23 protein-coding genes and 1 riboswitch are annotated in these 23,139 nt (G+C 61.1%); of the genes, 10 read left to right on the top strand and 13 right to left on the bottom strand.

Features of this window, described 5'->3' with window-relative positions:
* Positions 1-7: 7 nt before the first annotated feature.
* Positions 8-700 (bottom strand): CbtA family protein, encoded by a 693-nt coding sequence (locus ACWNZ3_RS01030; RefSeq protein ID WP_269366853.1) that lies wholly within the window; start codon positions 698-700, stop codon positions 8-10.
* 191 nt (positions 701-891) lie between these two features.
* Positions 892-1,050 (bottom strand): CbtB domain-containing protein, encoded by a 159-nt coding sequence (locus ACWNZ3_RS01025; RefSeq protein ID WP_443069626.1) that lies wholly within the window; start codon positions 1,048-1,050, stop codon positions 892-894.
* Positions 1,051-1,094: 44 nt separating this feature from the next.
* Positions 1,095-1,311: riboswitch (cobalamin riboswitch) on the bottom strand.
* 245 nt (positions 1,312-1,556) lie between these two features.
* On the opposite strand from ACWNZ3_RS01025, the gene ACWNZ3_RS01020 reads away from it, so the two are divergent.
* Positions 1,557-2,462 (top strand): DMT family transporter, encoded by a 906-nt coding sequence (locus ACWNZ3_RS01020; RefSeq protein WP_269366850.1) that lies wholly within the window; start codon positions 1,557-1,559, stop codon positions 2,460-2,462.
* A 44-nt stretch (positions 2,463-2,506) separates the two neighbouring features.
* Here the strand turns inward: ACWNZ3_RS01020 and pncB are convergent, their stop codons facing one another.
* Positions 2,507-3,799: a nicotinate phosphoribosyltransferase gene (pncB, locus tag ACWNZ3_RS01015; RefSeq protein WP_114274236.1), complete on the bottom strand. Its 1,293-nt coding sequence runs from the start codon at positions 3,797-3,799 to the stop codon at positions 2,507-2,509.
* A gap of 78 nt (positions 3,800-3,877) precedes the next feature.
* Between pncB and ACWNZ3_RS01010 the strand changes: the two genes are divergently transcribed.
* Together ACWNZ3_RS01010 and ACWNZ3_RS01005 are read left to right on the top strand one after the other, a co-directional pair.
* A complete protein-coding gene (locus ACWNZ3_RS01010) occupies positions 3,878-4,549 on the top strand; it encodes an NYN domain-containing protein (RefSeq protein ID WP_496900894.1) in 672 nt (223 codons plus the stop codon).
* Between the two features lie 92 nt (positions 4,550-4,641).
* Positions 4,642-5,289, top strand: a complete 648-nt coding sequence (locus ACWNZ3_RS01005) for a MarC family protein (protein ID WP_114274234.1) — start codon at positions 4,642-4,644, stop codon at positions 5,287-5,289.
* Positions 5,290-5,291: 2 nt separating this feature from the next.
* Here ACWNZ3_RS01005 and pncA read toward each other — a convergent pair whose 3' ends face one another.
* Positions 5,292-5,885 (bottom strand): bifunctional nicotinamidase/pyrazinamidase, encoded by a 594-nt coding sequence (gene pncA / locus ACWNZ3_RS01000; protein ID WP_269366844.1) that lies wholly within the window; start codon positions 5,883-5,885, stop codon positions 5,292-5,294.
* Positions 5,886-5,971: 86 nt separating this feature from the next.
* On the opposite strand from pncA, the gene trhO reads away from it, so the two are divergent.
* From trhO to ACWNZ3_RS00985, 3 genes are all read left to right on the top strand, one after another.
* Positions 5,972-6,862, top strand: coding sequence for an oxygen-dependent tRNA uridine(34) hydroxylase TrhO (trhO, locus tag ACWNZ3_RS00995; protein WP_496900893.1), 891 nt, complete (start codon positions 5,972-5,974; stop codon positions 6,860-6,862).
* Positions 6,863-6,968: 106 nt separating this feature from the next.
* Positions 6,969-7,820: a flagellar motor protein MotB gene (locus tag ACWNZ3_RS00990; RefSeq protein ID WP_496900892.1), complete on the top strand. Its 852-nt coding sequence runs from the start codon at positions 6,969-6,971 to the stop codon at positions 7,818-7,820.
* A gap of 106 nt (positions 7,821-7,926) precedes the next feature.
* Positions 7,927-9,333: a flagellar hook protein FlgE gene (locus ACWNZ3_RS00985; protein ID WP_443069624.1), complete on the top strand. Its 1,407-nt coding sequence runs from the start codon at positions 7,927-7,929 to the stop codon at positions 9,331-9,333.
* A 226-nt stretch (positions 9,334-9,559) separates the two neighbouring features.
* Here ACWNZ3_RS00985 and ACWNZ3_RS00980 read toward each other — a convergent pair whose 3' ends face one another.
* Together ACWNZ3_RS00980 and ACWNZ3_RS00975 are read right to left on the bottom strand one after the other, a co-directional pair.
* Entirely contained in the window at positions 9,560-9,919 is a 360-nt protein-coding gene (locus ACWNZ3_RS00980) for a flagellar biosynthesis protein FlgN (protein ID WP_496900891.1), read from the bottom strand.
* Positions 9,909-10,187 carry a rod-binding protein gene (locus tag ACWNZ3_RS00975; protein ID WP_114274150.1) on the bottom strand — a complete coding sequence of 93 codons (279 nt, stop codon included), beginning with the start codon at positions 10,185-10,187 and terminating at the stop codon, positions 9,909-9,911. Before ACWNZ3_RS00975 ends, ACWNZ3_RS00980 begins: the two co-directional genes overlap by 11 nt.
* A gap of 116 nt (positions 10,188-10,303) precedes the next feature.
* Between ACWNZ3_RS00975 and ACWNZ3_RS00970 the strand changes: the two genes are divergently transcribed.
* Positions 10,304-12,628 carry a flagellar hook-length control protein FliK gene (locus ACWNZ3_RS00970; RefSeq protein WP_496900890.1) on the top strand — a complete coding sequence of 775 codons (2,325 nt, stop codon included), beginning with the start codon at positions 10,304-10,306 and terminating at the stop codon, positions 12,626-12,628.
* Positions 12,629-12,641: 13 nt separating this feature from the next.
* The gene (locus tag ACWNZ3_RS00965) at positions 12,642-13,376 is read left to right on the top strand and encodes a flagellar hook capping FlgD N-terminal domain-containing protein (RefSeq protein WP_496900889.1); all 735 of its coding nucleotides are present in this window, start codon (positions 12,642-12,644) and stop codon (positions 13,374-13,376) included.
* On the opposite strand, the gene ACWNZ3_RS00960 is transcribed toward ACWNZ3_RS00965, so the two are convergent.
* From ACWNZ3_RS00960 to ACWNZ3_RS00940, 5 genes are all read right to left on the bottom strand, one after another.
* Entirely contained in the window at positions 13,357-14,685 is a 1,329-nt protein-coding gene (locus ACWNZ3_RS00960; RefSeq protein WP_496900888.1) for an NAD(P)/FAD-dependent oxidoreductase, read from the bottom strand. The genes ACWNZ3_RS00965 and ACWNZ3_RS00960 overlap by 20 nt on opposite strands.
* Positions 14,682-15,503 carry an ABC transporter permease gene (locus ACWNZ3_RS00955; RefSeq protein WP_274573402.1) on the bottom strand — a complete coding sequence of 274 codons (822 nt, stop codon included), beginning with the start codon at positions 15,501-15,503 and terminating at the stop codon, positions 14,682-14,684. The genes ACWNZ3_RS00960 and ACWNZ3_RS00955 overlap by 4 nt, the downstream gene beginning before the upstream one ends.
* The gene (locus tag ACWNZ3_RS00950; RefSeq protein ID WP_274573403.1) at positions 15,500-16,375 is read right to left on the bottom strand and encodes an ABC transporter permease subunit; all 876 of its coding nucleotides are present in this window, start codon (positions 16,373-16,375) and stop codon (positions 15,500-15,502) included. The genes ACWNZ3_RS00955 and ACWNZ3_RS00950 overlap by 4 nt, the downstream gene beginning before the upstream one ends.
* Before the next feature lie 2 nt (positions 16,376-16,377).
* The gene (locus ACWNZ3_RS00945) at positions 16,378-17,505 is read right to left on the bottom strand and encodes an ABC transporter ATP-binding protein (RefSeq protein ID WP_496900887.1); all 1,128 of its coding nucleotides are present in this window, start codon (positions 17,503-17,505) and stop codon (positions 16,378-16,380) included.
* Between the two features lie 72 nt (positions 17,506-17,577).
* Positions 17,578-18,663: a polyamine ABC transporter substrate-binding protein gene (locus ACWNZ3_RS00940; RefSeq protein ID WP_274573404.1), complete on the bottom strand. Its 1,086-nt coding sequence runs from the start codon at positions 18,661-18,663 to the stop codon at positions 17,578-17,580.
* 144 nt (positions 18,664-18,807) lie between these two features.
* Here ACWNZ3_RS00940 and ACWNZ3_RS00935 point away from each other — a divergent pair, with 144 nt between their 5' ends.
* The gene (locus ACWNZ3_RS00935; protein WP_496900886.1) at positions 18,808-19,497 is read left to right on the top strand and encodes a GntR family transcriptional regulator; all 690 of its coding nucleotides are present in this window, start codon (positions 18,808-18,810) and stop codon (positions 19,495-19,497) included.
* 84 nt (positions 19,498-19,581) lie between these two features.
* A complete protein-coding gene (locus ACWNZ3_RS00930; RefSeq protein ID WP_496900885.1) occupies positions 19,582-20,979 on the top strand; it encodes an aspartate aminotransferase family protein in 1,398 nt (465 codons plus the stop codon).
* 57 nt (positions 20,980-21,036) lie between these two features.
* Here the strand turns inward: ACWNZ3_RS00930 and ACWNZ3_RS00925 are convergent, their stop codons facing one another.
* Both ACWNZ3_RS00925 and ACWNZ3_RS00920 read right to left on the bottom strand, forming a co-directional pair.
* Positions 21,037-22,293 carry a lytic murein transglycosylase gene (locus ACWNZ3_RS00925; RefSeq protein WP_496900884.1) on the bottom strand — a complete coding sequence of 419 codons (1,257 nt, stop codon included), beginning with the start codon at positions 22,291-22,293 and terminating at the stop codon, positions 21,037-21,039.
* A 78-nt stretch (positions 22,294-22,371) separates the two neighbouring features.
* The gene (locus ACWNZ3_RS00920) at positions 22,372-23,082 is read right to left on the bottom strand and encodes a helix-turn-helix transcriptional regulator (RefSeq protein WP_269366819.1); all 711 of its coding nucleotides are present in this window, start codon (positions 23,080-23,082) and stop codon (positions 22,372-22,374) included.
* Positions 23,083-23,139 lie beyond the last annotated feature (57 nt).

Here is a 23,139-nt window from a genome sequence, read left to right as displayed (position 1 = left end):
CACACCCTCACGCCGCCTGGGCGGCATGCTCCCCTTCGCGCTGCCAGAAATAGCCCGCAAAGCACCCGAGCAACACCCAGGCCGCCAGACCGACGCCGAGCGCACGCGCCGCGAACAGCGCGCCGATCTCGGTCGGGACAGGACCGGTAAAGGTCTCGGGCTCCGGCGCGCCGATCAGATGCGGTGCGGCCAGCAACAGCGCCGCCGCACTCCAGGCCGCCCAGTTCTGGCCAAAGGCCAGCAGCCAGAGCGCCACACAGGCCGCAATCGCCGTCGCAAACCACCAGACCTGCCGCAGGGCCACATCGGCCGCAGCCACACCGGGCACTTCCGGGGCAAGGGTAAATCCGGGGGCCAGATGAAAGGCCACGAAACCGGCCACGCCCCACAGGATACCCCAGCGCCCGTCGATCCGCGCACCGCGGTCCTCGCCAAAGCTCATGGCCGCAACCAGGATCAGCGCATAACCGGTATAGGTCAGCATGGTGAAAATCACGCTCAACCCGTCACGCATCAGGTCGAAACCGGGCAAGGCGGGATGGGCGCTGACCGCCTCTGCGCCGAAATGGACCAGCTCCCCGCTTTCATAAAGCTCCGCATGCAGCAGCACAGGCTGCACAAATACCAGTTGCAGCAGGCCGATGATCGCACCCGCCAAGGCCCCTGCAAAAAGGGCGGAAACCAAAAACCGTGAAGTCATAACGAGATCCTCTTGCTTTCATGGCAACGCGCCGGCACCGACACCAATCAACGCAAACACGCCGCCGAAAATCGGCAGCGCCTCAAGCTGATAAAGGTCTTTGACCGGAACGCGCTGCGTTGTTCACCAGGGGAACCGGGTCACCGCCTGCTTTGACGCGGCTCAGACCTGGTCCCGATGGCCCAATGGGGTCAGTGGCAGGGGAAACCTGTGGCATGGCGCACATCATGCGCGGCATCATGCAACGCGGCGGCCTGAACGTGCCCGGTCAGCGTGATCAGGGCAAGGCCCAGAACGGCGGCAAAGATCGCGGGAACAAAGCGGCTGGCGGTCTGCGACTTGGCAGTCATTGTAGTCATGGTCTTCTCCTTGCCGTCACACCCGACGACCTGTTTCAAGTTTCTCACGCCTGGCAGGTCTCCTGGCTCACGGGTCGATGCCTTTGCCCGCCTTCCCCGACCGAATGGTCAAGTGGCACGTTGGGCACAGACTCTCCGCTTACAGTCGCGGGGGCGGCTTCCGTTTCAGGCTGTGCGGCCCTTACGGAATTCCCTGTTCGGTTCCACACCCAAAGGGGCGCTTGCGGGAACACCAAGCAAGCCCAATGTTGCACTTCGGCCCAGCCAAGGCAAGGCTCATTCACGACAACTCATGCGCCGAATGCGCTTGCCCGCAGCAACGCCTTGCGCTGTCTGGAAACGCCGGCCCCGGTGCACAATCCCCGGTACTCCGGCCCCGGATCGGGTGGTGGCCTGGCCGCACCCGACCATGACGTTTCAATTTCCTCTGGCCCTGCTCTGCCCTGCGGCCCATAACAGGCGGACAACCCTCCCCCTCTGACAGGAGCCTTCGCCGCGTGAGCCGAACCACCCTCGCGATTCTCTATTCGCTGTTTGCGATCCTGTTGTTCGATGGCATGGGGCTGATCATCAAACACCTCTCCGGCAGCTACGGGGCCGCCGAACTTTCGGCCTACCGCAACCTGGTGGGGCTGATCCCGGCACTTCTGGTCCTCTGGACCTCCCGGGACTGGCACGCCAAAGGGCGCAGCCTGCACATGCGGCAATGGAAACTGGCCCTGCTGCGCGGGCTGATCCTGACCTTCGCGCAATATTTCTTTTACCTGTCGCTGGGCATCCTGACCTTTGCCACCGCCTCCACCATCTCCTATTCCAACGCAGTCTTTGTCACCGCACTTGCCGTGCCCCTGCTGGGCGAAAAGGTCGGGCTGGTGCGCTGGGCCGCGGTGCTGGTCGGCTTTGCCGGGGTGGTGATGATCGTGGGACCGGGCCGGGACAGCTTTTCACTGGCGGCCCTGCTGCCGCTGGGCGCGGCGCTCTGTTATGCGCTGACCGCCGTCACCGCCCGGATGATGGACGACGGCCCGCCAACAGCCCTGATCAACCTGTATTCCACCGGCGTCGCGACCCTGGGTGCGCTGGTGCTGACGCTGGCCACGGGCGGTTTCACGCCAATGCAGGACAGCACGGACCTGCTGTGGATTGTGGCGATGGGCGGGCTCGGCGGATTTGCCGTGCTGGTGCTGGTGACGGCCTACCGTATGACTGAACAGAGCAACCTTGCCCCGTTCGGCTATTTCGGCATCCCGCTGGCCTTTGTCCTGGGCTGGCTGTTCTACGGCGAAGCGCCCTGGTCCGAGTTGTTCCCCGGCGCGCTGCTGCTGGCAGGTGGCGGATTGCTGATCATCTGGCGGGAACGGCAGATGAACGCGGCTGGTCGCGAGGTGACCACGCCAAAGTAGACACCCGTGCTCTGCCCCCATCGGCCGGGGCCGTTGCGCGCGTTCTAGACCACAACCTCCTGACGGTCCTGCGCGCCAACCCCGAACACCCGCTTGTAGCGCTCGATCTCTTCGGCCGGGCCCATTGCCTTGTTGGGATTGTCCGACAGCTTCACCGTCGGCCTGCCATTGGCCGCCACGGCCTTGCACACCAGCGAGAAAGGGGCCAGCGCATCATCTTTCACCAGGCCCCTGAAATCATTGGTCAGCAATGTGCCCCAACCGAAGGAGACATTCACCTTTCCGGCGAATTTTCCATGCAGTTCCCGTATCTTGTCCACATCCAGACCATCGCTGAAGATCACCCGCTTCTGGGTCGGATCCTCACCCCGCGACTTCCACCAGTCGATGGCAATCTGCGCGGCCTTGACCGGGTCGCCGCTGTCCACGCGAATGCCTGTCCAGCCGGCAAGCCAGTCCGGCGCATTGTCGAGGAAACCCTTGGTGCCATAGGTGTCCGGCAGGATGATCCGCAGGTTCCCGTCATGCTCTTCGTGCCAGTCCGACAGCACCTCGTAGGGGGCCTGTGCCAGCGCGGCATCATCCTCGGCCAATGCGGCGTAAACCATTGGCAACTCATGCGCATTTGTCCCGATCGCCTCCAGCTCGCGGCTCATCGCGATCTTGCAGTTCGAGGTCCCGGTAAAGGCCTTGCCCAGGCCTTCCTGCATCGCCTGTACGCACCAGTCCTGCCAGAGGTAGCTGTGCCGCCTGCGGGTGCCGAAATCGGCCACGGAGAGGTCGGGGATCTCGCGCAGGACAGCGATCTTTTCCCAGACACGGGTCATCGCGCGGGCATAGAGCACCTGCAGTTCGAAGCGGCCCATCGTGTCCAGCACGGCCCGGCCCCGCAGTTCCATCAGCACCGCCAGCGCGGGAATTTCCCACAGCATGACCTCGTGCCATTTGCCTTCGAAGGTCAGCTCATATTGGTCGCCGCGCCGCTCCAGGTGGTAGGGCGGCAGGCGCAGCCCCTCGAACCATTCCATGAAATCGGGCCGGAACATCTGACGCTTGCCGTAAAAGGTATTGCCCCGCAGCCAGGTGCTTTCGCCCCGGCTGAGGCTGAGCGAGCGGATATGGTCCAGCTGCTCGCGCAGCTCGCCCTCGTCGATCAGCTTGGCCAGGGGCACGTGGTCAGACCGGTTGATCAGCGAGAACGTGACCTCGGTATCCGGTTTGTTGCGGAAAATGGATTGACACATCAACAGCTTGTAGAAATCCATGTCGATCAGGGACCGGACGATCGGGTCGATCTTCCACTTGTGATTCCAGACGCGGGTTGCGATATCGACCATCAGTTATTCCTCAGAACTTCCGCACCCTTGTGGCAAAGACTGCAGGACAGGGGCAAGGCTAAAGGTTAGGATTGAACCATGGATGTGCTTGCAAGCCTCACACCATTGCAGATCCTGACCCCCGTTGTCCTGGCGCTGGCCGCCTTTGGCTATGTCCGCTGCCTGGCCACAGCGCTTTGGCAGACCTTGCTGGGCACAGCCGCGCTGGCGGCGCTTTTGTCGCTGTCCTATCCGTTCATTGCGGCAAATGCATGGGGCTGGGGCGGTGCCGCCGTGCTGGTGCTGGGTGCCGTTGCCCTGTCTCGGCTGGGCCGCCCGCCCGCACCTGCCGCCCCGCCCGGCGAAACTGTCGCCGCCAGTGACCGCAAGGACATCGTGATCGACGGCACCAATGTCCTCTACTGGGATGGCGAGGTGGCGGAACTGGCCAGCCTGCGGCTGGTCGTCAGCGCCCTGCTGAAACGCAAATATGCACCGGTTGTCTTTCTTGATGCCTCATCACGGCACCACCTGAAGGACAAGAGCCTGACGGAAAAGGATTTTGCCAAGGCACTGGGCCTGCCGCAAAACCGGGTGATGGTCTGCCCCGCCGGGACGGAAGCGGATGCTTTCCTGCTGAAATACGCCAGGGAAAACAACATGCCCGTGGTGTCCAACGACCAGTTCAGGGACCGGGCGCAGATTGCAGGCAAACTGCGCCTTGTCCGGGGCATCTTTGCCAAGGGAAAGCCAATCTTCGAAGGCCTTTAGCCTTAACGGATCGCTTTGGCGTTTCACCCGCCGTTCAATCCAGATAATGTAGGGCAACGCCCAGCATTCAGCCCCGAAAGATAGCCGCCCCGATGGACTGGCAGAACCTGATCCGTGAATTCATTACGCTGGTGGTGGTCATCGACCCCATCGGAAGCATTCCGATATTCCTCTATGCGACTGCCCATGTTCCCAAGCAGTTGCACCGCAGTTTCGCCTTGCGGGCGGTGCTTGTGGCCGGGGCCGTGTTGCTGGCCTTTCTCATTGGCGGCCAGTTCCTGCTGGAATCCCTGGGGTTACGGCTGGGATCATTCCAGGTCGCGGGCGGGATGGTCCTGTTCCTCTTTGCCATGACCATGATCTTTGGCGACAGCAAACCCGAAAAGGAGGTCGCAAGCGCCGAACGCGATCACCTGGCAGGTGCGGTTTTTCCTCTGGCGATGCCCTCGATCGCCTCCCCCGGTGCCATGCTGGCGATCGTGATCCTGACCGACAATCATACCAACCCCGTGGTCGATCAGGCGATCACCGGCGGGTTGCTGGTGCTCGTGCTGCTGCTGACACTGGTGCTTTTGCTGCTGGCCTCTCGGATTGGCCGTCTGATCGGCACCACCGGGTCAAGCGTGATCAGCCGGGTCATGGGCATTGTCCTGGCCACCGTGGCAGTCGATTCGACACTGGGCGGGCTGGAAGCGCTGGGCCTGCTTGACCTGGCACAGACAGAAAGCCCGCTGAATTAGGTTCAGGCCAATTGCACGCCGCTGGCGGTCATTCCGGCCCGTGCGGCCTCCAGCGAACCGTTCAGATCAATCGCGCGGCACAGATCCTGCCGCACCGTCACAGCAAAGCCCAGTTTCGCCGCATCAACAGCCGAAAAGTTGACGCAGAAATCCAGCGCCAACCCCACCATGGTCAGCCTGTCGATGCCGCGGGTGCGCAGATAGCCTTCCAACCCGGTGGGGGTGCTGTGGTCATTCTCGAAAAACGCGGAATAGCTGTCGATTGCCGGGTTATAGCCCTTGCGGATGATCAGGTCTGCACGGTCCTGGGCAAGGCCCTCGTGGAACTGCGCCCCCAGGCTGCCCTGAATGCAGTGGTCGGGCCAGAGGACCTGCGGACCATAGGGCATTTCCATCATGTCGTAGGGCGCACGCCCCTCGTGCGCGCTGGCAAAGGAGGAATGCCCCGCCGGGTGCCAATCCTGGGTCAGAACAACCGCGTCGAATTCTGCCATCAGATCGGTAATGCCCGGCACGATCAGATCACCCTCGGGCACCGCAAGCGCGCCGCCCGGGCAAAAATCCTTCTGTACGTCGATTACGATCAGGGCATGCATCGCGGTCACTCCGTTTCTGATTGGATACCGGGTTTTACCCCAGCACCCCCTTGCACAACAGCCCCCCAAGGGCCTATTTCCGCCCCATGCACACGATCGCCGCCCTGTACCACTTTACCCGGTTCGAAGACCCCGCCGCGCTGAAACCCGCGCTGCTGGAGCTTTGTGTCGCGCAGGGTGTCAAGGGGACGCTGCTGCTGGCGCATGAGGGTGTGAATGGCACCATTGCGGGGCCGCGTGAAGGCATCGATGCGGTAATTGCCCATCTTCGCGCCCTGCCGGGTTGCAGCGATCTGGAGTGGAAGGAAGCGCATTCCGAAACACCGCCCTTCCCCCGCATGAAAGTGCGGATCAAACGCGAGATCGTGACCATGGGTCAGCCTGACGTGGACCCGCAGGCGCGGGTCGGACACTATGTCGAGCCCCAGGACTGGAACGACCTGATCCGCGATCCGGAAGTGGCCGTGATCGACACAAGGAACGATTACGAGGTCGCCATCGGCACATTCGACGGGGCAATTGACCCCAAGACCGCCAGCTTTGGCGAGTTTCCCGCCTGGTGGGAAGCCAACAAGGATCGGTTCCACAACAAGAAGATCGCGATGTTCTGTACCGGCGGCATCCGGTGCGAGAAATCGACAAACTACCTGCTGGGGCAAGGCGTCGAAGAGGTCTTTCACCTCAAGGGCGGCATTCTGAAATACCTTGAAGACGTCCCCGCGCAGGAGAGTACCTGGCAGGGTGACTGCTTTGTCTTCGATGCGCGGGTCAGCGTCGGTCACGGGCTGCGCAAAGGGCCGCACATGCTCTGCCACGGCTGCCGTCAACCGATCCTGCCGGAGGACCGCGACCGCCCCGAATACGAAGAAGGCGTGAGCTGCCATCATTGTTTCGACCGGACGACCGAGGACGACAAGGCGCGTTTCCGCGAGCGGCAGAAACAGCTGCGGCTCGCGGCACGGCGGCGTCTGCCCTGATCCGCCGATCCTTTGCAGCCCTGAATTTCCCGACAAATTGACCTGTTAAGCGTGCAGTAAACCTCATCCCTTATCCCTGATCCCGGGTGAAAAAGAGGTGGTGGAGATGAGTGCGCAGGCAAATGCGCAGCCAATCATCATCAAACGCAAGAAGGTCGTCGGCGGCGGCGGGCACCATGGTGGGGCCTGGAAAGTCGCCTATGCGGATTTTGTTACCGCGATGATGGCCTTCTTCATGTTGATGTGGCTGCTGAATGCAACAACGGAACAACAACGCAAGGGAATCCCGGATTACTTTTCGCCGACGATCCCGGTCAACCGCGTGTCCGGCGGCGGCAACGGGGCCTTTGGCGGCGAAAGCATCTTTTCCGAGATGACGCTGCCCAAGGAAGGCACCGGATCAACCGCAAAACATGCCGCCCGCGATGACAAGGCAAGCGGGGCCAGCGACAAGGCCGATAACGGCGAAGCCGCCGAGAGCGAAGAGCAGCGCTTTCGCGATCTCGACGCGCAATTGCAGGGCATGGGGGGCGAAAGCCTGGTGATGGAAAATGCCAGGCGGCACATCGTGACCCGGATCACCGATGAAGGACTGGTCATCGAGTTGTTTGATCTTGAGGATGTCCCGCTGTTTGACGAAAAGACGGCCGCCCCGACACAGATCCTGAAAGACCTCTCGGCAATGATCGCCGGAACCGTCACGGCGGTCACGAACAAGATCGCGGTCGGCGCGCATGTCCGCGCCAACCCCATCGTCCTGGCAGAAAGCCCGGTCTGGGACCTGTCAGCGCGGCGCGCCACTGAAATGCGGAAACTGCTGGAGCACAGCGGCGTGCCCGCCGAACGCATCCGCCGGGTCACGGGACATGCCGACCGGGCACCTGCCGTGACCGACCCGATGGCACGGCGGAACAACCGGCTGGAGATCATCCTGTTGCGAAACGTGCCACGCAACTGAGGACAGGCGGAATAGGACAGATTTTATCTGTTAGCGCAGCGTTAAGGTGACCCTGCATAGAAGTGAGCCTGACTCTGACGGAATGATACAGCAGAAAGGCGTGTCTATGACAATTTCATCTTCGCTCAACGCAGGGGTGGCGGGGCTGCAGGCGAATGCGACCCGTCTTGCTTCCATCTCGGACAATATCGCGAACTCTTCGACCTATGGATACAAACGGGTCAGCACCGAGTTCGAATCCCTGGTGATCTCGTCGCGCGGCGGGGCCTATTCCGCCGGCGGTGTCCGCGCGAACACCCAGCGGCTGATCGATCAGCGCGGCCCGCTGGTGTCAACCTCGAACGCCACGGATCTTGCTGTTCGCGGGCGGGGATTTCTGCCCGTGACCCAGGCGACAGAGGTTGAGGTGGGCAACGGCGCCAGCAACATGATGCTGACCACCACCGGATCCTTCAGAACCGATTCAGAAGGATACCTGCGGTCCAATTCGGGCCTCGTGCTGCTGGGCTGGCCGGCGCTGCCCGACGGCACGATCCCCAGCTTTCCGCGCGACACGGCGGACGGCCTGGAGCCTGTGCAGATCAACGTCAACCAGTTCTCGGGCGAACCGACGACAAGCATGACGCTGGGCGTCAACCTGCCCGCCACCGACACCGATGCAGGGGCATCCGGTGACGTGCACAACCTGTCGGTGGAATATTACGACAACCTCGGCACATCGGAAAACATCAATGTCACGTTCACGCCGACCGTGCCCGCCACTGGGTCGTCGAACGAATGGACCATAACCATGACGGATTCCGCGACCGATCCGGCAGGAACGGTGATCGGCGAGTACATCCTGACCTTCGCCGATGACAGGACCGCAGGCGGTACGCTTGCTTCGGTCACGACGGTAAGCGGCGGCCCTTATGACCCTGCAACCGGGCAGTTGATCGTCGATGTCGCTGGCGGCCCGATCGAAATCGACATTGGCCAGATCGGGGAAAGCGATGGCATAACGCAGCTGTCGGATGCTTTTGCGCCCGTATCCATTTCCAAGGACGGATCGCCCGTCGGGAACATGACCAGCGTCGAGGTTGACGCCAATGGCTATGTCCATGCCTATTTCGATACCGGCATAACACGGACCATCTACCAGGTGCCGCTGGTCGATCTGCCAAATCCCAATGGCATGGTCGCCCTGGACAGCCAGACCTATCAGCCGTCGGTCGACAGCGGCTCTTTCTTCCTGTGGGATGCCAGCGACGGGCCGACCGGCGACATTCTTGCCTTCGCGCTTGAGGAATCCTCCACCGATGTGGCGGGTGAACTGACCGCGATGATCCAGACGCAACGGGCCTATTCCTCCAATGCCAAGGTGATCCAGACCGTGGAATTGTCCTTGGCGGATCCGATGTCCTTGCCGGTTGAGATCGCGTTCTGCGTCTGGGTAAGGTCCTTGTTGATGGACTTCAGTGTTTGCAGCGCAACCATTGCACCGTTGTTGGTAAGAATGCTCGACATAAGCTAGTTCCTTCAATCATGGACGCTTTGCGCCCGTGGAGTGTCACCCCCCATGGGGATACGTTGGCGGCGTTCTGACCTGTGCATGCGTTCTGTGGAAAACGATGCGCCACCCGATTTCGGATGCATGGCCTACATGCCCATTCGAGGCTTAAGGTTTGCTGAATGCCTGAGGCCGGACTATCGCGGTTTTTAGCTGATTTTGCCGGAGCTGCCGTGGATCGGCATGGACTTCACGCACGCCGTTCCAATGTGGTGTTGTCCCGCAGGTCGATGCTGCGCTTTTTGCCATCCGCGCTGTAGGTGTCCAGACTGCTTCTGACCTGGCGAAGCTGGGCCATTCGGTCCGCGACTGCGCGGATACCGTCAAGCGCGCCACCAAGAAGCAGCTGGTTTCGCTTTACCTTGTTGTCGAGTTCCCGAAGCCCCTGCAGATCATCCTGCGGCACGCTGTTGATCGCGCCGATCAGTGTTTCTTTCGGTGCAAGCATCTCTGCGAGCCGCTCCAGGTCCCCTTTCAGCAAGGCCTCACGCTCGGAATCCAGCAGGTCGTTGAGGGCGTCGATCTGATGTTTCACGGTTTCATCGGTCATCTTCTTTCTCCTTGAGTGCTTCATAGAGAGATTCGCTCAGCCCGATGCCACCGGCACGGACCATTGCCGCAGCTTGCTCTTGCACCAGGAATGAGGAAAATTGATCCTCCCCCGCGCCACCGCCGTACTGATCCCGGGATTGTCCAAGCCCCGCAGATTTCAGCATTTCTGCAAGAAATGTCGCTTCTAGCTGCTCCGCCGCCTGCCGCAGCCGCAGGTCCGCGCCATCGGGGGAGGAAATGTGCCGCGTGGGAGGCGTAATTTGCATCGACCTGGTCCTTAAATTGCGTTCTATTTTTGGAAGGATGCGCCTGAACCGGTAAACAACCGGTAAGGATTTTGCCGCATACACCCCCCGTCGGAGAAGAACTCCCGGAGGCGCTGTTGAACATTTCACTTCCCAATATCACCGCCCCATCGGCGGGCGAGGCCCGAAAGACGGGTAGCTTGGTTCTGCCCGCCACAGCGCGTGATGGCCCGGCGATTGCCACCGGCGTGCCTGACTTTGGTCTCGCCTATGATAAATCGGTTGAACCATTCCCTGGAAGCGCCCCGGCGCAGGAGCCCGAGCCCGAGCCCGAGACTGGCATGACAGGCACAGGGCAGCGACCCGCCAAGCATGCAGGGGGCGCAGAACCGGAAGATCTTGATGCCTCTTTCATGGACGGCCCGCATGACGACGCGGAGGAGAGATCCAGCCCACACCTAACTGAAGGCGCGTCACGCCCGGCGGTTACCGGTGTGGCAATGCCGAAGCCGCAAGCGGAGCGCATTCCGGAAATTACCCGCGATCAAATCGCGGTTGATGATTCGACAGGTGACGAGGTTTCCGCGTTTCACAACCGCACCTCACCCGAAGCGAACCCGCAATTACAGCGCATCCTTGCGCCGCGACAGGACCATTCTGTGCTCCGGCAGCAACCGGAAGAAAGCCTTCCTGACATTGGGCATGAAGGTCCAGACGCTCGGGCGCCCGCAACTGCGCTGGTTGGCGAAACGGCCCGGCAACATGCGATGGGGACAAACCCGCCGAAATCCGCAGCCCTCGCCACGGGCGAAGGCTCGGTCATCACCCCAGCCGAACGGCCTCGTGCAACGTGGAACGGCAGGGCGCAAGCCGATGCGCGCGGACCGTCGTCCAAGTCCGGAAAGGAAGGCTTCGACCGTCATGCGATTCCAGACGCACGGCCTCAGCTAACGCGAAGCGACAGGCAGCAAGTTGAAGCGAACGGATTTCTGTCTCAGTCCGGGAAGGAGAAGCTCAACCGTCACGCGATAACAACAGAACTGCAGAATCCTGCGGTTGGCGCAGGCCGCGAGACCTCTCTGGAACGTGCGGTGACCGGCCAAATGGTTTGGCGAGACGCAGAAACAGGCGGATCTGCAACGCTGTCCTCTGTGTCCTTCCAGGACCCGCCAGCAAGACCTCAACCCGCCCCCGGAGACCGTCAGATGGTCACTGCGAAACAACAGTTGGATCGACCGGTTATCCCGGTGGTTCGCAATGCCGCGCGCACCATGACGGACGAGAGCGGGAGCCCCATGAAACCGCAGGGCGACCTGCCTGCGGCGACTGACATGAGGCTGCCACAACAGCGGCCATCTGCAGGTGATGTGGTTTCAGGGGCCGTACAAGAACGCGAAACGCCGCGACAACCCGTGCCTGTGCGCAACATTGAAACGGGGTTGCATCAGGCAACAAACGGCACAGAGCCTGTGGCGACTCGCCAGATCATTGACCGGCCGCTCACCCATGTGAGCCGCCCAACCGATGTTTCCGCACCTGTTGCACGTCCTGCCTCTGGTCCTGCCGCCAGCAGCAAGTTGCCAGATGGATTGCCTGCCACCGCCGGGGAGATTGGCCTGCGGCGCAGTGATCGGGCGTTCGACGACAAGCGGGAAACGAACCCGTCCAGATTGCTTCCGCAGACAGTGGATCGTTCCTCCCTCAATGCGCGGGTTGCTGTGCCTGTTTCTGGCTCTGCACGCGATGCTGCGGTGCCAGGCAGCGATCCGGAATTTCTCATTTCCGTGACGCACCGCGCCGCGCCCCGTGCCTCAACCCCTGACCGCCCAACGGAACAGTTTCACACAGGGCGCGATGTCGCCCTCCCGCAAATGCCCAGGGCCGCAAGCCCCACAAGGGCTGCGATGGCCGCACCTTTGGCTGCATCCGGTCCGGAGGCCACAAAGACCGACACAACCCAGCCTGCGTCGGAGCCAAACCGTCCGCTGGTTCCCGAAGGGCACGGCGGCCCGCGCATGGATGTGATGCAGACAACCTCTGCCCCTCAAACCGCGGCGCCGCATCGCGCCGATTTACCGGTTCAGGTGGCGCGGCAACTGGCCGACGCATTGCAAAATGCCGGGCAACGTCCGGTTGATATCGCGCTCAATCCGGAAGAGCTGGGCCGCCTGCGCCTGGCCCTTTCCACAACGGAGGCCGGGATGGCGGTCCAGATCACGGCAGAGCGTCCGGATACGATCGAACTGATGCGACGGCATATCACGGAACTGGCACAGGAGTTCCGGCAGCTCGGCTATGCGGATATCAGCTTCACCTTTGCGGGTGGTGATACCCGACAAGAGGACGGGGCGATGGCACGCCCGTCACGCACACCCGAAACGCAGGCCGAAGCAGGCACGGAAAGCCCTGCTGAAATCGTCCTTTCCGCCACGCCCGAAACCGGCATCGACATCAGATTGTGACAGGAGAAGAACAATGATCTTACCCACATCAAATGTTGCAGGTCACACCGTCGGCGCTGGCACTGGTGGCCCGACCGGGTCCAACGCCGTCCTGTCCTCCGATTTCGAGACGTTTCTGAAGATGCTGACCGCCCAGGCCCGGTTTCAGGACCCTCTGGAACCGATAGATTCGTCCGAATATGCCGCCCAGCTTGCGCAATTCTCGATGGTAGAGCAGCAGGTGCTGTCCAACGATCTTCTGACTGCGCTGACCGCTCAACTCGGCTCCGGCGGCATGGCGCAAATGGCAGGGTGGATCGGAATGGAAGCGCTCAGCACCGCGCCCGCCTATTTCGACGGCAGCCCGATCACAATCAATCCCAACCCCGCCGCCATCTCTGACGAGGTGTTTCTTGTCGTTTATGATGAAACCGGGACAGAGGTGCAGCGCATGTCAATTCCGGTTTCGGCGGAACCGGTCGAATGGGCCGGTGTCGCGGAGGATGGCGCGCCATTCGCCCAGGGCCTTTACAGTTTCGAAATCGAAAGCCGCGCAGATGGTGAAGTGGTCCTGACCGATCCGGTCGCGACATATGGCCGGATCACGGAGGCGCGTGTGCAGGACGGCCAGACCGTCCTGATCCTGGAAGGGGGCGCCGCCGTTCTGGCCAGCGCTGTCAGCGGTCTGCGGGAACCGGCCGGCAGCAGCCCTTCGGCGGGTTCAAGCGCAGGCGGGTCATCGGCCGGAACTACAAGTCGGAGAGGCTGAAACCGAGGTAGGCGAAGGGCATGATGGCGCGGCGGAACCTGCCCAGTTCGAACTTTGCCAGCGGGCGCTGCATGGCTTCGGGATAGGGGTGTTGCGGTACCTTGTCCTGAACCACGTCGGCCAGCACCGCCCCCGAATAGCTTGCCATCGCCACGCCATTTCCGTGATAGCAAAGGCTCGCAAACAATCCCGGCTCATCGGGCACCTGGCCAACAAAGGGCATCCTGTCCCGGGCGATACATACCATGCCCGACCAGTTGAAAGGTGTTTCCACGTCACGCCACGCCGGGAACATGCGGTCGAAATCCGCCCGCGCCCGTTGCAGCGCCCGCTTTTCCGATCCGGCGTTGGCCAACAGGCCGCCGCGCACGCCAAACAGCATTCGGTTGTCCGGCATCAGGCGGAAATAATGCAGCAGGTGGCGGGTGTCATAAGAAGCCTGCCCGCTGGTCCAGCCCTGGGCGTCCAGCTCGCTCTGCGTGAGGGGGCGGGTGACGATGACGCTGGATTGGGTCGGCATGTAGCGTGCCGCCAACCAGTCCGGCAAATCTTCGGAAGAATACCCGTTTGTGCCGATGATCACACGATTGGCAAGCACCCGGCCCGCCGGTGTTTGCAGGGCAAAACCCGACCCTTGCCGCGTAATTGTGGTGACCGGCGTGTCGTGATGGATATGCGCACCCGCTGCTTCGGCGGCGGCGGCCAGGCCCGTGATGTATTTGCGCGGGTTCATGCCGAAACCGATGGGCACGGTGATGGCCCCGTGGAAACCCGCATTCATGCCTTCGGCCGCAAGATCCTCTGGCCGGGTCAGGCGCGCCTCCACGCCATAACTCTCTGCGTAATACGCGACGTCATCCTGCATCGCGTCAAAGTCTTTGGGCCGATGCGCCAATTGCGTTTCACCATTGGAATGGCGGTCCACATCTATCGCGTGCCGCTCCAACAGCCCCTCGACCAGATGGATTGCGGCCATTTCCGTTTCGCGCCAGGCCACGCGGCCCTCCCGGCCAAAGCGTTTGTCCAGTGCCGCGTTGTCCAGCATGCCCCCGCCAAGACAGCAGAAGCCGCCGTTCCGCCCCGAGGCCCCCCAGCCGACATAGCGGCCTTCCAGTACCGTGGCGCTGACACCGGATTCGGCCAGATGCAAAGCTGCGGAGATGCCGGTGAAGCCGCCGCCGACAATCGCAACGTCGCAGCGATGTTCGCCGGACAGCGCCGGTCGGTCAGGGATGTCGCAGGTTTGATCCCACCAACATCCCTGCCTTGGCGCATCGGAATAGGCGAAGTCGCCGTAGATGCGTTTCATGCCTGGGCGCGTTCCGCCGCACGGGTATCAGCCTCGGCCCGGGTGGCATTGCGTTTGGTGACAAGCGACGCCGTGATCACGCCGACCGTAACGATCGCGATCATGATCGTGGACAGGGCATTGATCTCGGGCGAAACGCCAAGCCGCACGGCCGAGAAGATCTTGATCGGCAGCGTCGTGGCAGAGGGCCCGGAGGTGAAGGATGCAATAACCAGGTCATCAAGCGACAGGGTAAAGGCCAGCAACCATCCAGAGATCACGGCAGGTGCGATGATCGGCAGGGTGACCAGACGAAAGGCATCCCAGCCGGAGCAACCCAGATCAAGCGCCGCTTCCTCCAGCGACCTGTCGAAGGTGACCAGCCGTGAGGAGACCACAACAGAGACATAGCACATCGAAAACGTCGTATGCGCCAGCACGATGGTCAGAACCCCGCGGTCAAGCCCGATGCCGATGAACAACAGCAACAGCGACAGGCCGGTGATGACCTCGGGCATGACCAGCGGTGCATAGATCATACCGGAGAACAGGGTGCGCCCCAGAAAGCGCCCGCCACGTACCAGCACATAGGCGGCCATGGTGCCAAGCACGGTGGCAAGGGTCGAGGACATTACGGCAACCTTGATGGTGACCCAAGCCGCATCCAGAAATGCCTCGTTCTGGACAAGCTCGCCATACCACCGGGTTGAAAACCCCGCCCAGACCGTCACCAGCTTGGAGGCATTGAAGCTGTAGATCACGAGGATGATCATCGGCAGGTACAGAAACGCGAACCCCAGGGTCAGCGAGGTGACATTGAACCACGACATCCGCTTCATTGCTCTGCCTCCGCCTGTTTCTGCTGGTTGCGCTGAAACAGCACGATGGGGATGACAAGGATCAACAGCAGGACAACCGCCACAGCAGAGGCGACCGGCCAGTCCCGGTTGTTGAAGAACTCTTCCCACAAGATCTTGCCGATCATCAGCGTGCCGGATCCGCCCAGCAGCGACGGGATCACGAATTCACCCAGCGCCGGGATGAACACCAGAAACGATCCCGCGATGATCCCGTTTTTCGACAATGGAATCGTCACCAGCCAGAATGCCTGCATCCGCGAGCACCCCAGATCCTCTGCCGCCTCGTTCAGGGACTCGTCCAACCGGTCGAGCGCCGCATAGATCGGCAGGATCATGAAGGGCAGATAGGTGTAGATGATACCGATATAGACGGCCATATTCGTGTTCAGGATCACCAGCGGTTCATTGATCAACCCAAGCCAGAGCAGGAACTGGTTCAGCAGACCTTCGTTGCTGAGGATACCCATCCAGGCGTAGACCCGGATCAGGAAAGAGGTCCAGAACGGCAGGATCACCAGCATCATCAGTGTCGCCCGCCATTCGTCGGGTGCCTTCGCCATGCCATAGGCAATGGGATAGCCCACCAGCAAGGTCATGAAGGTTGAGATGAGCGCGATACGCAGGGAGCTGAGGTAGGCTTTCCAGTACAGATCATCTTCCGTCAGAAAGACGAAATTCTCGAAATCGAAAGCGGCGAACATATCGCCGATCCCGTCCCGCATGGTGGGGGTATAGGGCGGGATCGAAAGCGCGAGGTCCGACAGCGAAATCTTGAAGACGATGATGAACGGAACGAGGAAGAGCGCCAGCAACCAAACGTAGGGAACAGCGATCAGGGCAAAGCGGCGCATGTTCAATGCTCCAACAGAACGCCGGCGGTGGCGCTCCATGAAATCCAAACCGGATCTTCCCAGGTGATGTCACGACGCGCGATGCGGCGGGTGTTTGCTGTCTGCGCCTTGATCAACTGACCACCGGGCAGTTGCACGTGATAGGTGCTGAGGTTGCCCAGATAGGCGATATCCAGCACCTTTCCCTGCAGCGCATTGGCTGCATCATCGGGCCTTTCCGTCGAAATGCGGATCTTCTCCGGCCGGATTGCCAGATGCGCCTGCTGGCCCGCGCTGAAGGAGGTCTTGGTTTCGGCGGTGATCGGCGGCTGACCGTCGATCCAGTTCAGGGCATAGGTATTTTCACCCGTCGGCGTCGCTGTCGCGTCGATGATGTTCACGTCACCGATGAAATCCGCCACATAGACCGAATTGGGGTATTCGTAGATGTTGGCAGGGGTCGCGACCTGAATGATCCGCCCCTCGTCCATGACCGCGACGCGGGATGCGACGGTCATCGCTTCTTCCTGATCGTGGGTCACGATCACAAAGGTGGTCCCGGTGCTCTCCTGAATATCCATCAGTTCGAACTGGGTATCCTGTCGCAGCTTCTTGTCCAGCGCGCCCAACGGCTCATCCAGCAACAACAGCTTCGGCGCCTTGGCCAGGGACCGCGCCAGCGCCACGCGCTGCCGCTGGCCGCCGGAAATCTGATGCGGTTTGCGGCGGCCGAACTTTTCCAGACGCGTCAGCTTCAGCATTTCATCGACCCGCGCATCGATCTCTGACTTGCTCTTGCGATCACGGCGCAGGCCAAAGGCGATATTGTCCCAAACCGACAGATGCGGAAAAAGCGCGTAGGACTGGAACATCATGTTCACGGCGCGTTTGTTGGGCGGCACATGGCCGATGTCCTTGCCGGACAATTCGATGCGGCCTTCGCTGACGGTTTCGAACCCCGCAAGCATGCGCATCATCGTCGTCTTGCCGCATCCGGAAGGTCCAAGAAGGGCAAAGAACTCTTTCTCGAAGATATCCAGCGTCAGGTCGTCAATCGCGACGAATTCGCCAAATCGCTTGGTCACGTTCTGGAACCGGATCAACGGCTTTTGATTGGGATCATCCCAGGGGGCAAATACAGTTTGGGTCAATTTAGTTCATCCTTGGGGTGCCACAGGCGATGAAAAAAGGGCGAGGCCATCAGGCCTCGCCGCAGGATCGGGTCAGGTCCCTGACTTGATCTTGGTCCACATACGGGTCACCGTCCGCTGCACCTTCGGCCCATAGGGCGACGTGGTGTAGAGTTTTTCCAGCGTCGTCTCATTGGGATAGATCGCCGGATCGCCAATCACGTCTTCCTCCAGGAACTCCTGAGACGCCTTGTTGCCGTTGGCGTAGTATACATAGTTCGATGCCGCGGCCATGTTTTGCGCATCAAGGATGAAATTGATGAACTTATGTGCGGCATCCGGGTTTGGCGCGTCGACCGGGATTGCCATGTTGTCGAACCACATCAGCGCCCCTTCGGAGGGTGCGTTATAGGCGATTTCGACGCCATTGTCGGCCTCTGCTGCACGGTCGCGCGCCTGCAGGATGTCACCGGACCAGCCGAAAGCGACACAGATGTCGCCGTTGGCCAGCGCGTTGATGTATTCCGAACTGTGGAATTTCTGCACGTAAGGCGCGATTGCCGTCAGCACAGGCTCTGCCTTTTCGATGGTCTCGACGTCCTGCGCGTCAGGGTCTTCGCCCAGATAGGCCAGCGCCGCCGGGATCATCTCTGCCGGGGCATCAAGGAAATGCACGCCACAGGCGGCCAGCTTTTCCATATTCGCCGGATCGAAGACCAGGGCGAGGGAATCCACCGGCGCATCATCGCCCAGCACTTCCTTGACCTTGTTCACGTTCACGCCGATGCCGGTGGTGCCCCACATGTAGTTGATGGCATATTCGTTCTCGGGGTCGTATTTTTTCAGCCGGTCTTCGATTACATCCCAAAGGTTGCCGTTGTTGGGCAGCTTGGCCATGTCCAGTTTCTGGAACGCGCCCGCAGTGATCTGCCGCTGCAGGAAAGTACCCGACGGCACAACCACATCATACCCGGAACCGCCGGCCAGCATTTTTGTCTCCAGCACTTCGTTGCTGTCGAACACGTCGTAGATCAGGTCGATCCCGGTCTCGGTTCTGAATTTCTCCAGCAGGCTCTCGTCAATATAGTCGGACCAGTTATAAACCCGGACCTCCTCGGCAAAGGCACTTGTTGCCATGACGGCGGCGGCAGCAATGCCGCCAATGATAGATTTCTTCATTTGGCTCTCCCATCTGATACCGGGTTGGTCCCGGCTTCTATTGAATTTGATCAAGTTTTGCCTCATCGGGCAATATAAGATATGCTTTCATGCACTGCATCTTGGTGCAAGGTGCTGACGCTGGACAAAAAAAAGGCGCTGAGAATGAAAACTGAGATGTTCGCGCACGGAAATCCGTTTCGAGCCGACGATGCGGCAAAAATCCCTGCACATCAGCAGGTTTACGAGCAGTTGCGTGTGATGATTCTGTTCGGCGACCTCGTTCCCGGGCAGGCCGTGACAATCCAGGGTTTGATTGAAACGCTCGGTGCCGGCATGACACCGGTGCGCGAAGCACTGCGTCGCCTGATCGCGGAAGGGGCGCTGATCCATCAAGGAAACCGCCGCGTTACGGTCCCCGGCCTGACGGCGGATTGCCTGGATCAACTGCATTTCATGCGCAGAACGCTGGAACCGGAACTGACACGGCGGGCGGCGCAGCGCATGACCCCTGAGTGCCTGGACCGGCTGAGATCCTGCGATTCGGATTTGAATGCCGCGATAGACGTGGGCGATGTGGGCGGTTACCTCACGCATAACTACCGGTTTCATTCGCAAGTCTACTCTGCGGCGGCAGCCCCTATCATGACGGCCACCGTGGATCGTCTGTGGCTCCGATTCGGCCCCTCCCTTCGTGTCGTCTGCGGGCGATTCGGCACCTCCAGCCTGCCAGACAAGCATTCGGACCTGATCATGGCGCTGGCCGATGGCAACACCGAAGCCGCTGCGAAAGCCATGGCGGAAGACGTCAATCAGGGGATGCACCAGATCAGGGTCGTGCTGGCCGAAGCCTGAACTTACCCCTGATTCGATTGACACCGCAGAATTTGATCATATTCTGCGTCCCATTCCGAAACGCCTGTCCGAAAGGGTCATGCCATGTCAACCATCACCAATCATCTGCCAACTGCCGAGCTTCAGGCGTTGGATGCAGCGCATCACATGCACCCTTTCACAACCAATGACGAACTGGCTGCAAAAGGCGCGCGGATCATTACGCGGGCCAGCGGCGTCTACCTGACGGACAGCGACGGCAATGAGATCCTGGATGCCATGGCCGGCCTGTGGTGTGTGAACCTCGGCTATGGCCGGCCGGAAATGGGCCAGGTTGCCGCGCGCCAGATGAACGAACTGCCCTACTACAACACCTTCTTCCAGACCTCGCATGTGCCCGCGATTGCCCTGGCCAGCAAACTTGCCGAACTCGCACCGGGCGACCTGAACCACGTCTTCTTCGCCGGATCAGGATCAGAGGCGAACGACACAAACCTGCGGATGGTGCGGACCTACTGGGCGCAGAAGGGCCAGCCGGAAAAAAGCCACATCATCAGCCGCAAGAATGCCTACCACGGCTCTTCGGTCGGGTCCGGCAGCCTGGGTGGCATGACCTATATTCACGAACAGGGCGGCATGCCGATTCCCGGCATCCACCACATCGGACAGCCCGACTGGTGGTCTGAAGGCGGCGACCAGACGCCGGAGGCATTCGGCCTTGCCCGCGCGCAGGAGCTTGAGGAAAAAATCCTCGAACTCGGGGCGGAGAAGGTCGCGGCCTTCATCGGTGAACCGATCCAGGGCGCTGGCGGCGTTGTTATCCCGCCCAGCACCTATTGGCCGGAAATCGAGCGCATCTGCAGAAAATACGATGTCCTGCTCATCGCGGACGAGGTGATCTGCGGGTTCGGCAGGACCGGGAACTGGTTTGGCTCGCAAACCGTCGGGATCAGCCCCGACATCATGACCATCGCCAAGGGGCTCAGCTCTGGCTACGCCCCCATCGGCGGCTCTATCGTTTCGGACGAGATCGCAGCCGTGATGAACGCATGTGAATTCAACCATGGCTATACGTATTCCGGGCACCCGGTCTGCGCCGCCGTCGCGTTGGAAAACCTGCGAATCATGGAAGAGGAAGACCTGCTTGGCCACATCCGCAACACCGCGATGCCGGCCTTGCACGCTGCGCTTGAAAAGCTGGGCGAGCATCCGCTGGTCGGCACCGTGAACGTTTCAGGCATGATGGCATCCCTGCCGCTGACGCCGCACAAGGAAAGCCGCGCGAAATTCGCAAGCGATGGCGGCACCGTGGGCTACATGTGCCGCGAGCACTGCTTTGCCAACAATCTGGTGATGCGCCATGTGGGCGACCGGATGATCATCTCGCCGCCGCTGGTGATCACACCGGAAGAGATCGACGTCTTTGCCGCGCGCGCCAAGCTGGCACTGGATGCGACCTACAAGGACCTCAAGGACAAGGACATGCTCAAGATTCAGTCCTGAGATCACGCGGGATGACAGTTGGCGCGCGCTCCATGGGGCGCGAACCAACTGCCATCCTTACAATGCCCGCAAGCGGTCCAGAACGCTCAATGATGGATAGCCATCGGGCACGATTCCCCGATCCACCTGAAACCGGCGGATGGCATCCACGGTAAGGGGCCCCATCTTGGCATCTATCTTTTCCGTGTCGTAGCCCGCGCTGGTCAGTCTTTTCTGCAACTCGATTCTCTCGTCAAAGGTCAGAACCCGCAGGTGCCGGGGCCAGCCGTGTTCAAAAGCCGGACCACCTTTGATCCGGTCGGCGAGGTGACCAACCGCGACGACATAGGCGTCCGCGGTATTGTAATTTTCCAGTGCGGCAAAATTGCCAAAGATCAGGAAAGCCGCGCCTTCCGCCCCGCCGGGCAGCAGGACAGACGCCAGACCATAATCCTTTACCGCCGTCCCGCTGGGCAGGGTCACACCCAGTGTTGCCCATTCGCTTGGCATCTTGCGCAGGGATCGGCGCGCCAGCTCATAATCGAATCCTTCGGGAATCTTGACCTCGACGCCCCAGGGCTGACCCCGGGTCCATCCGTGATGCTTGAGGTAGGCCGCCGTCGAGGCCAGCGCGTCCACCGGATCATCGCCCCAGATGTCCCGCTTGCCATCGGCATCGTGGTCGACCGCATGGTCCTGAAACGAGGTCGGCATGAACTGCGTATGCCCCATCGCACCGGCCCATGACCCGCTGAGTTTCGCTTTTGTGGTATCGCCGCTTTGCAGGATCTTGAGGGCGGCCAGCAGTTGATCTTCAAAAAATTCGGCCCGCCGTGCATCATAGGCAAGCGTGGCCATGGAATTCAGCACGGAATCGCCGCCCCGGAACGTGCCATAGGCGCTCTCCAACCCCCAGATTGCGACGATGATCTCCTTGTCCACATCATAGGTTTCTTCGATCTGGGTCAGTGCCTTGTCCCATTTCGCCAGGGCGGCCCTGCCGTTGGCGACGCGCAGGTCGGACACTGCGGTGTCCAGATAATCCCATATCGTCTTGGTGAATTCCGCCTGGTTGCGGTCGCGGCGCACAACCTCCGGGTCATAGGTCACATCCTTGAGCGCCCGGTCATAAACCTCGCCATCAATGCCCTGCTCCAGCGCGCGCGGCCGAAACGCCGCAACCCACGCCCGCAACCCGGCCGTGGAGCCGCCCTCCGGCGCCGACTGAATCTCGACAACACGCTCCGGCGGGCGGGCGGATGCATCCGGTGCCTGTGCCCCGCTGGCCGTGCCGAAAACCATCAATAGGCAGAAAACGAAAACTCGCCTGTGCATTTGCATGTCTCTTTGAAAAGGACTTTGGCCAAACCTACCCGTCTTTGGCCCCGCGAAAAAGGGCTTGTGGCCAGGTGTTCAATCCTGACCTTCGGGCTGTGCGCGGTTCGCTTCACGCAGGCGCGCGGTATAGTCGCGCAACATCGGAACGCGGCGGGGTCGAAAGCTCTTGCCGGTGCGGACCAGGTCATCCATCCGGTCCAGCCGGAATGCCCGGAAATCCCGCCGCAGATGGCACCAGGCCAGCAGCATGTTTGTTTGCTGCATGTATACGATGCCCAAGGGATCGACCTGACGAACAGATGCCGCCCCTTTGGCATCCACGTATGAAAAGGCGATGGTTTCCTCATCCCATGTGGCAGCGCGCAACACGGCCACGTCGATACGCGGCGGGGCCGGTGGATCAAACCGGCGCGCATCCAGAATCGCATGTTGCAACCGGCGCGCCTGTCGAGGCGGGACTCGTGCGGTCAATTTGGCCAGCGCGGTTCTGGCAGCGCCAGCAAGAGCCGGATCACCAATTACGGACACATTGCGCAGACCCAGCACAAGAGCCTCCAATTCGTCGTCTTCGAAGGCCAGCGGCGGCATGGCGGCATCTTCGATCAGGGTGTAGCCAAATCCGGCCTCCCCGTCGATCACCGCGCCCAGCCCACGAAGCGCATCAATATCGCGATAGACGGTCCGCAGCGACACATCCATTTCATCCGCAAGCTGCTGCGCCCGGACCGGCGCGGGCAGCCGTCGCAGCGTTGTCATCATCTGGAAAAGGCGATGGGTTCGGGTCATGCGCAGGGCATACCCCATCCTGACAGGAATTGACAGCAATACCCGTTATCACGAGGC

The sequence above is a fragment of the Sulfitobacter sp. IGS-18 genome, assembly GCF_059628195.1.
This window is presented reverse-complemented; position numbering and strand designations above follow the sequence as displayed.